Genomic DNA, 9,511 nt, shown 5'->3' on the forward strand with positions numbered 1-9,511 from the left:
TGGCCGCAATGGCCGCGTTCTTCAACTTCGTCTTGCTTGGCATACATGCTCCTGATTCTCATGCTATGCCTCGCACACAAAATTCCTGACAGGCTCAAAGCGGACTGCCGTTGGGGGTACCGCCAACGACTTCGAAAAGTAGTGTGTCGTCCTGACCGCACGTTCCCGTGCTGAGGGTGTATGTGCCATCTGCTCGAGTCGTAGTTTGTCCGCATGTCTGGCCGGTCTTAGTGTCGATAGCCACGACTTGCATGTCCGCCAATGGTTTGCCATAGGCGGCTGTACCTGTGACCGTGGTTGACAGGGGTGCAGTCGAGTTGTCGCTTGTGCTGCTGCTCCCGCCCCCACAAGCGGCCAGGGCGAGTGCCAAAGTAGAGGCAATGACCAGTCGCGATGCTCGAAGAGGGTTGCGATGATGCGGTGCAAGGGCGGGATGTCGCTTGGTGTGTGTCAGTAAGGGCATGATGGCGCTCCAGGGAAGAGGTGATCAAGGCGGTCAATGGGGCGTGGCTGCAACCACGGGGGGTGCTCAGTTCCTCTTGTTTACTTTCATCAGTGAGGCTCGTGCGCAACAACACTAGGTCAATGGGGATACAACATCTGCTTGCACTAAGACCAAAACCCACGACAACGGACGACTAAAAAACTGTAATTATTGACATGTTCCGCATGCTAATTTGAAGAATTTCTCATTTTTGTGAATTTATATGTGTTTTTGTGTAAAGCTCAGTACGAGCTGTTTGACTGTAAAGGCGACTTCATGCCGTGATCCAGCCATCGAGGTTTGAGGCCGTTCATCTGTGACAATGTCAGTACGAACAGGCTTCTCACCAGGTTTCAAATCATGATCTTCCTCACCGGAGCCGCCGGTTTCATCGGCGCCAATTTTGTGCACCACTGGCTGGGCCAGAAGGACGAGCCCGTGCTGGTGCTCGACGCGCTCACCTACGCCGGCAACCTGGAGAGCCTGGCCCCAGTGGCCTCCGACCCGCGCTACCACTTCGCGCGGGTCGATATTTGTGACCGCCCAGCGGTGGCCGCGCTGCTGACCACGCACCGCCCCCGCGCCCTCCTGCACTTCGCCGCCGAGAGCCATGTCGACCGCTCCATCCACGGCCCCGGCGACTTCATCCGCACCAATGTGCAAGGCACCTTCGAGCTGCTCGAAGCCACCCGCGCCTACTGGGCCGCGTTGCCCGCGCCGGAGAAAGCCGCCTTCCGCTTCCTGCACGTCTCCACCGACGAGGTGTACGGCAGCCTCTCGCCCACCGACCCCGCCTTCACCGAGACCACCCCCTACGCCCCCAACAGCCCCTACAGCGCGAGCAAGGCAGCAAGCGATCACCTCGTTCGCGCCTGGCATCACACCTACGGCCTGCCGGTGCTCACCACCAACTGCTCCAACAACTACGGCCCGTATCAATTTCCGGAAAAGCTCATCCCGCTGATGATCCACAACGCCCTGGCCGGCAAACCCCTTCCGGTGTATGGCGACGGCCAGAACGTGCGCGACTGGCTGTATGTGCAAGACCACTGCCGCGCCATCGCCCGCGTGCTCGAAGCCGGTCGCCTAGGTGAAACCTACAACATCGGCGGCCGCAACGAGGTGAAGAATCTCGATGTGGTGCACACCCTGTGCGACCTGCTCGATCAACTCCGCCCCAAGATGGATGGCAGCAGCTACCGGGCGCAGATCACTTTCGTCACCGACCGTCCCGGCCATGACCGGCGCTACGCCATCGACGCCCGCAAGATCGAGCGCGAACTGGGCTGGACTCCGCAAGAAACCTTCGCCACCGGCCTGCGTAAAACCGTGCAGTGGTATCTCGACAACCCGGATTGGGTGGAACACGTCACCAGCGGCGCCTACCGCCAGTGGGTCGGCAAACAGTACGGAGCCGCCGCTTGAACCCGCCGCGCATCCTGCTGTTCGGTGCAGACGGCCAGGTCGGCTGGGAGCTGCGTCGCGCCTTGCTGCCGCTGGGCGACGTGCGGCCGCTGAATCGCACCCAAGCCGACCTTGGCGACCTCGATGCCCTGCGCACCGTGCTGCAACGCGAGCAGCCTGAGCTTATCGTCAACGCCGCCGCCTACACCGCCGTCGATAAAGCCGAGACCGACCCTGAACTGGCCCAGCGCATCAACGCCGCAGCGCCGGGCGTGCTCGCCGCCTGGGCCGCTGAACACCACGCCATGCTGGTGCACTACTCCACCGACTACGTGTTCGACGGCGCCAAACCTGCGCCCGGCAGCTACACCGAGGCCGACACCCCCAACCCGCAAAGCGCCTACGGCCGCAGCAAACTCGCGGGCGAACAGGCCATCACCGCCAGCGGTTGCCGCCATCTCATCCTGCGCACTTCTTGGGTGTACGCCGCGCGTGGCGGCAACTTCGCCAAGACCATGCTCAAGCTCGCCGCCGAGCGCGACAGCCTGCGGGTGATCGCCGATCAGTTCGGCGCCCCCACCAGCGCCGAGCTGATTGCCGACGTCACCGCGCAGATGCTGCACCGCCTGCGCACCGACTCCGCTCTGGCACAGCAGGCCAGCGGCCTCTATCACCTCACCGCGCAGGGCAGCACCAGTTGGCACGGCTACGCGCAATTCGTCATCGCCCGCGCTGCCGCCCGCGGCCTGCCGCTGCGCTGCGCCTCCGAACACGTGCAGGCCATCACCACGGCGGATTACCCGCTGCCCGCCCCGCGCCCGGCCAACTCCCGGCTGGACTGCAGCAAACTCCAAACCACCTTCGATCTGTTTCTGCCGCCCTGGCAGACTCAGGTGCAACGCCTGATCGACGAACTTCCGCTGTGACTTCCGCTATGACCCAAGCCCGCAAAGGCCTCATCCTCGCCGGCGGCTCCGGCACCCGGCTCTACCCCGTCACCCAGGCGGTGAGCAAGCAACTGCTGCCGGTGTACGACAAGCCGATGATCTACTACCCGCTGTCCGCACTGATGCTCGCAGGCATCCGCGACGTGCTCATCATCTCCACCCCGCAAGACACCCCGCGCTTTGCCCAATTGCTCGGCGACGGCAGCCAGTGGGGCTTGAGCCTGCAGTACGCGGTACAGCCCAGCCCCGACGGCCTGGCGCAGGCTTTTATCATCGGCCGCGACTTCATCGGCAACGCGCCGAGCGCGCTGGTGCTGGGCGACAACCTGTTCTGGGGCCACGACCTGCAAGCCTCGCTCAAAGAGGCTCACGCCCAGACCCAAGGCGCGACGGTCTACGCCTATCACGTACACGACCCCGAACGCTACGGCGTGGTCGAGTTCGACGCCACCGGCCGCGCCATCAGCATTGAAGAAAAGCCCGCCAAGCCGAAGAGCAGCTACGCCGTCACCGGCCTGTACTTCTACGACCCGCAGGTGTGCGACATCGCCGCCCACCTCAAGCCCTCGCCGCGCGGCGAGCTGGAGATCACCGACGTCAACCGCGTCTATCTGCAGCAGGGCCAGTTGCAGGTGCAGACCCTCGGCCGGGGCTACGCCTGGCTGGACACCGGCACCCACGACAGTCTGCTCGAAGCCGGGCAGTTCATCGCCACCATCGAAAAGCGTCAGGGCCTGAAGGTCGCTTGCCCGGAGGAAATCGCCTTCCGCCAACGCTGGATTACTGCCGCCCAGCTCGAACAACTCGCCGCCCCGATGAAAAAGAACGGCTACGGCCAGTATCTGCTGCGCCTGCTGGCCGAGGAGAAGGCATGAAGGTCATTCCCACCGCCTTGCCCGAAGTGCTCATTCTGGAGCCCAAAGTCTTTGGGGACGACCGCGGCTTTTTCTTCGAGAGCTACAGCCGCAAGACCTTCGCGTTGGACACCGGGCTGGATGTGGAGTTCGTGCAGGACAACCACTCCAAATCCGCCCAGGGCGTGCTGCGCGGCCTGCACTACCAGCTCGTCAAGCCGCAGGGCAAGCTGGTGCGCGCGGTCACCGGCACGGTCTGGGATGTGGCGGTGGATCTGCGCCGCAGCTCGCCGCGCTTCAAACAGTGGGTGGGCGTGGAACTGAGCGCGCAGAACCAGCGCCTGCTGTGGGTGCCGCCGGGCTTCGGTCACGGCTTCGTGGTGCTGAGCGAAACCGCCGACTTCCTCTACAAGACCACCGACTACTGGTATCCGGAACACGACCGCAATCTCGCCTGGAACGATCCGGAACTGGCCATCGACTGGCCGCTGAAAGGTTTGCACCTGCCGGGCGGTCAGCCGAGTCTGGCGGCCAAGGATGCGGCGGCGCCCCGGCTGGCGCAGGCCGAGGTGTACGAGTGAGGGCTGACTGACCGTCTCTCGGGCCCCCTTGCGGCGTGCGCTTTGTTGAGCAGATTGACGGGGGCACTGAAATAATGCGCCCATGCCATCCAAAAGCCACTCCTTTCTTGACCCAGGCACCGTTCTTCTGCTGACCCTGCCGCCTCTGTTCTGGGCCGGCAATGCCGTCGTGGGGCGGCTGATGGTGGGGCAGATTCCCCCCATGGCGCTGAGCTTTTACCGCTGGTTGTTCGCGCTGTTGCTGGCGCTGCTCATCGTCGGCCCCGATCTGTGGCGCAACCGGGCGGTGTTGCGCAGCAAGTGGAAGTCGCTTGCGGTCATGGGCATTCTGGGGGTGGGTAGCTACAACTCGCTGCAATACGTGGCGCTGGAGACCACCACGCCGCTCAACGTCTCGCTCATCACTTCCAGCGCGCCGGTGTTCATCCTGCTGATCGGCGGGGCGTTTTACAAGCAGACTGTGGGACGGGCGCAATGGATCGGCGCCATGCTGTCGATCGCCGGGGTGGCGCTGGTCGTGGCCAAGGGCGATCTGGCGCATCTGACGGCGCTGCACTACGCGCCGGGCGATCTCATCATGCTCGTGGCCGTGTTTCTGTGGGCGATCTACACCTGGGAGCTGCGGCAGCGGCCCCTGGGCCTGGCGCCGATGACTTCGCTGGCCGCGCAAATGATCTGGGGCGTGCTGTCCATCCTGCCCTTCATGCTGGCTGAACGCTGGATCGGCGGTCAGACGACTCATTGGGGCGGCCCGGTCTGGCTGGCGCTGGCCTATGTGGCGGTGTTGCCTTCGCTGCTGGCCTACTGGTGCTGGGGCAGCGCGGTGGGCAAGGTCGGGGCGCAGATTCCGTCTTACTTCGGCAATCTGGCGCCTCTGTTCGCCGCGCTGCTGAGCTGGTTGTTTCTGGGCGAAACCATCCACTGGTATCACTTGTGGGCGGCTTTGCTGATCTTCGCCGGGATTCACGTCGCCCTCAACGCGCGCCAGCAGCCGGTGCCGCTGGAGCAGGAATTGTGAAGTCTTTCACACAATCCGCGGCTCTTCACCGAAGTCCGGGAATGGGGCGTTGTGGTGGTTTGCCAGCGCAGGGTAAAGTGCAGCAAGCTTGAAATCCACCCCGATGATGTCCACTGCCCCGATTGAATGACTTCCGAGCCGAACGTCAACGGCGCCTCACCCGATACCCTGACTTTCGGGATGGAGCAGCAGTCCGAGCTGCCCTTGTCGGCCTCTGGTCAGGCGCCGCAACTGGCGCCGACGCCCATCGTGCAACGCTGGATTCGCCGCACTTACTGGACGCTGTTCATCACCTTCGTCGTGCTCGCGCTGGTCTACGCCGTGACCTCCTGGCGGGGGCAGCGCGAGATTCTCTACGGCTCGCTCGACACCAGTTCGAGTTTTCTGGTGAGCGCAACGCAGTCTTACTTCCAGGGTTTTTCGTCGGTGCTCGAAGCCACCGGCTCCGACCTTCAGGACAAGGCCGATTTGCTGCAGCATCCCGAAGTGCTGCAGATTCTGCTCGAACGCAGGCAAGCGCTGCTGCCGGGGTCGCTGTCGATCAACATCGTATCGGCCGATGGGCGTTTTCTGGGCAGCTCGCTGCGCTCGGACAAACTCCCCGATCTGCAGCACTATCCCGATCTGTTGCATGCGCTGGCGCGCCTGCGCGCCCAGCCGCAAAAAAACAAGCTCATCATCGGTCGCCCCCTGATCGGGCCGCTGGTCGGTAAATGGGTGATCCCGCTGGTGCGCGAGATTCCCGCGGGGCAGACGCATCCGGCGTTCTACGTCATTGCCGCGGTCAGCACCCAGGCTTTTCTGCAGCAGACCCTGGCGAACACGGCGCTGCCTTACAGCGGCATTGCCGCCGTGCTGGCGCGCAACGATGGCTATGTGCTCGCCCGATGGCCAGCACCCAAAGAAGCGTCGTTCTTCTCCAAGCCGCAGACCGGGGTATTCGTTCAGTCTTTGACCAATCAGCCGACAGCTCCTAGTGCGCATTACAACGGCTGGGTCGCGGCGGACGGTTCGATGCGTATCGGCAGTTGGCAGCGGCTGCCGGGCTATCCCGATCTGGCGGTGGCGGTTTCGGTGCCGGGAAGTCTGCTGTGGACGCAATACCTGCACACCATCTGGCCGCCGATGGTCGGGCTGTTGCTGCTGTTGCTGCTGCTCACCGTGCTGTATCGCTACGCCACGGGCCAGATCGGCCGCGAACAGGCGCTGGCGCAGGTTCAGCAGCAGCGGCTGCGTACCCTGGCCATCACCGATCCGCTCACGGCGGTCGGCAACCGCGCGCTATTGCGCGAGCGGCTCCAGGTGGCGCTTGAAACCGCCTGGAGACGTCAGGGCGAATTCGGCCTGCTCCTGCTCGATCTCGATGGCTTCAAACAAGTCAACGACGCCTATGGGCACTCGGCCGGCGATGCGTTGTTGCGCGAAACCGCGCAGCGTCTGCAGGCCATCCTGCGCGAAGGTGAAGTCATGGCCCGCATGGGCGGGGACGAATTCGCCGTGCTGCTGACGGAAGGGCTGGGCAGCGGCGAAATCGCGGCCGAAGCGGCGGCGCAGCGCATCCTCTCGGCGCTACGCCAGCCCTTCGATCTGGGCGTGGGTCGGCAGGCGTCGATTTCGGTGAGTCTGGGCTGCGCACTTTATCCGCAAGACGGCGGCGATGCCGAAACCTTGCTGCGCCGCGCCGATCTGGCGCTCTATGCCGCCAAGGCTGCGGGGCGAGATCGCTACCTGCGTTTCAAGCCCGATTTCGAGCGCGAGGCGCAGCGCCAGAAAAATTTGCTCGAAAGCGTGGAGGCCGCCTTGCAGCAAGGGCGGCTGTCGCTCAATTACCAGCCCATCGTGGCCATCGGTGGAGACCCGGCGCGGCCCGCGGTGGTGGGCGTCGAAGCCTTGCTGCGTCTGCAGACCGAGCAGGGCGGGCAAATGGTGGCGGCCGACTTCGCCAGCGTGCTCGACCACGGACGGCTGGCGCGCGCCATCGGTCGCTTCGTGCTCGACCAGGCGCTGACCCAGGGCGTGCAGTGGCGCGCCGAGGGCTTGGAGCTGCATATCGCTGTCAACATCAGCGCCGAGCATCTTCTGGCGCCCGAGTTTCTGGACGATCTGCATCAGGCGCTGCACAACCATCCCGGTTTTCCCGCGAGCGGGCTGATGCTCGAGGTCACCGAGTCGGCGCCGCTGCGCAACCTGGAGCAGGCGCGGCAGATTTTGCAAAGCTGCCAGGATCTTGGCCTGAGCGTCGCGCTCGACGACTTCGGCACCGGCGCGGCCTCGCTCACTTACTTGCAGCAGCTTCCGGCGCAATCGATCAAGATCGACCAGTCCTTCGTGCGCGACATGGTCAACGACCCGAAAGACTTCGCCATCGTCTCCGCCGTGGTCACCGCGGCCAATCTGCTCGGGCTGGAAGTCATTGGCGAAGGCGCCGAAACGCTGGAGCATCTCTCGGTGCTGGCGGCGATGAACTGCACCCTGGCGCAGGGCTACGCCATTGCCCGCCCGCTGCCCGCCGACGCCGTGGCCACCTGGGTGCAGACCTGGGTGCGGCCCACGGCCAATCTGCGCGCCGCCGAGTTTCCGCACGAAGTCGAGGTGGCGCAGTTGCGCCGGGTGGAACGGCTGCAGCAGGCGGTGCGCGGCGAGGTGCCGTTTCCCGACCATGTGCTCGATGTGGCGGCGGAAAACCAGTGCCACCTCGGCCTGTGGCTCAACGGTCAGGGGCGGCTGTATTACGGCCGCGACCCGCGCTACGCGCTGCTGCTGGAGCAGCATGCTGAAATCCATGAACTCGGCCGCGCTCGATCTGGGCGAGCTGAACGCCGCCCGCCGCTACGGTCAGGATGTGGCCGAGCTCAGCGCCATCGTGCTTGCGGGCATCCGCCAGCTCAGCGCCACGCCTCAGGATTGAGCTGCTGCCGCAGCAGCCACCACTTCGCCCAGCTCAATCACCGCCAGCGCGTAAAACGCCGACTGGTTGTAGCGGGTGATGACGTAAAAATTGTCCGTGCCCAGCACATAGTCGGGCGCGGCTCCGGCATTGGGCAGTTGCACCACGGCCAGCTTGCCCGCATAGGCGCGGGCCTGCGGCAGCAGCGGCAGGCCCATTGCCACGAGTTGGTCGGCGGTGAAGGTTGGCGTAATGTCCGGCCCGAGCAAGGTGTCGAGACTGGCTTGCGGCAGATCGGACGGCAGCTGCAGGGGGAAGTGCGCTGGCTGGCCGCGCACCCAGCCCTTGGCCGCCAGATAGCTGGCCACCGAGCCGATGGCGTCTGCCGGGTCGTTGATCAGGTCGATGCCGCCGCCGTGGTCGAAGTCCACCGCATATTTCAAGATGCTCTCGGGCATGAACTGCGGCATGCCGATGGCGCCGGCATAGGAGCCGCGCACCTGCAGCGGGTTGCGTGCGTCTTGTGCGCACCACTGGAAAAAATCGCCGAGCTGCACGCCGAAGTAAGCGCTGCGGTCGCGTGGCGCCTGCGTGGGGTAGCGCAGCGCCAGGGTGGAGAGCGCATCGACCACGCGGAAGTTGCCCATATTGCGGCCATAAATCGTCTCCACCCCGAGGATGCCCGCGACGATGTGTGGCGGCACGCCGTAGCGCTCTTGCGCGCGGGCAAACCACACGCCGAATTCCTGCATGAAGTCGCTGCCCGCGCCGATGCGCAGGTTGTCGAGAAACCGGCTGCGGTACACCCGCCAGTTTTTCTTGCCCGGCGGCCCCGGCAGAATGAGCCGGGCCACTGTCGCGCTGTATTGCGCCCGGCCGATCAGCCGCGCTACCAGGGCTTCGGGCAGGTTGTTGCGTTCGACGATGCGCCCAATCAGCGCTTGCACGGAAAGGGCATTCCAGTCGCCCAGTTGCGCGGGGGACGCCGCTGAGGCGGGCGTCGTGCTGCTCGCGCTGGGCAACGGCGCAGATGCGCCGACGTTCTGCGCGAGGGCAGGGGGAAGCAGCGCGGCCAACGCCAGTCCGGCGCCGGTTTGCAAACAGCGGCGGCGGCTGATGGAGTGTGTCGAAAACGGGACGGGAGCGGTGTTGAGCGGCATCGTGCAGGGATCAGTGGGGCATCGGGTAGCGCAAGATGTGGCGCATGCCCGACATGTTCGCATGTTGTCGCCATCCGCTAGATAGAGTCGTCACGAGTTGTGGCATGATGGCGCTGTTCATACCAACCGCGCTATTGAGATGCCCGAGACGCTTCATCGACACGATCTATCAGATC

General features: G+C 64.6%; 6 protein-coding genes and 1 pseudogene. 6 read left to right on the forward strand and 1 reads right to left on the reverse strand.

Features of this window, described 5'->3' with window-relative positions:
* Nucleotides 1-844: 844 nt before the first annotated feature.
* The 6 genes and pseudogenes from rfbB to ABT24_RS15005 form a co-directional block, all read left to right on the forward strand.
* Nucleotides 845-1,909 carry a dTDP-glucose 4,6-dehydratase gene (gene rfbB / locus ABT24_RS14980; RefSeq protein ID WP_276733106.1) on the forward strand — a complete coding sequence of 355 codons (1,065 nt, stop codon included), beginning with the start codon at nucleotides 845-847 and terminating at the stop codon, nucleotides 1,907-1,909.
* A complete protein-coding gene (gene rfbD / locus ABT24_RS14985) occupies nucleotides 1,906-2,814 on the forward strand; it encodes a dTDP-4-dehydrorhamnose reductase (RefSeq protein ID WP_276733109.1) in 909 nt (302 codons plus the stop codon). The genes rfbB and rfbD overlap by 4 nt, the downstream gene beginning before the upstream one ends.
* Nucleotides 2,815-2,822: 8 nt before the next feature.
* Nucleotides 2,823-3,710 (forward strand): glucose-1-phosphate thymidylyltransferase RfbA, encoded by an 888-nt coding sequence (gene rfbA, locus ABT24_RS14990; RefSeq protein WP_276733112.1) that lies wholly within the window; start codon nucleotides 2,823-2,825, stop codon nucleotides 3,708-3,710.
* A complete protein-coding gene (gene rfbC, locus ABT24_RS14995) occupies nucleotides 3,707-4,270 on the forward strand; it encodes a dTDP-4-dehydrorhamnose 3,5-epimerase (protein ID WP_276733115.1) in 564 nt (187 codons plus the stop codon). Before rfbA ends, rfbC begins: the two co-directional genes overlap by 4 nt.
* A gap of 82 nt (nucleotides 4,271-4,352) precedes the next feature.
* Complete coding sequence (locus ABT24_RS15000; protein WP_276733119.1) at nucleotides 4,353-5,288, forward strand: DMT family transporter; 936 nt, start codon at nucleotides 4,353-4,355, stop codon at nucleotides 5,286-5,288.
* Nucleotides 5,289-6,413: 1,125 nt separating this feature from the next.
* Nucleotides 6,414-7,730 (forward strand): annotated as a pseudogene (locus tag ABT24_RS15005) (putative bifunctional diguanylate cyclase/phosphodiesterase); the annotation flags it as partial.
* 456 nt (nucleotides 7,731-8,186) lie between these two features.
* Here ABT24_RS15005 and mltB read toward each other — a convergent pair.
* Nucleotides 8,187-9,398: a lytic murein transglycosylase B gene (gene mltB / locus ABT24_RS15010; RefSeq protein WP_353743857.1), complete on the reverse strand. Its 1,212-nt coding sequence runs from the start codon at nucleotides 9,396-9,398 to the stop codon at nucleotides 8,187-8,189.
* Nucleotides 9,399-9,511 lie beyond the last annotated feature (113 nt).

The sequence above is a fragment of the Thiomonas sp. SCN 64-16 genome, from assembly GCF_001725585.1.
Classification (GTDB): Bacteria; Pseudomonadota; Gammaproteobacteria; order Burkholderiales; family Burkholderiaceae_C; genus Thiomonas; species Thiomonas arsenitoxydans.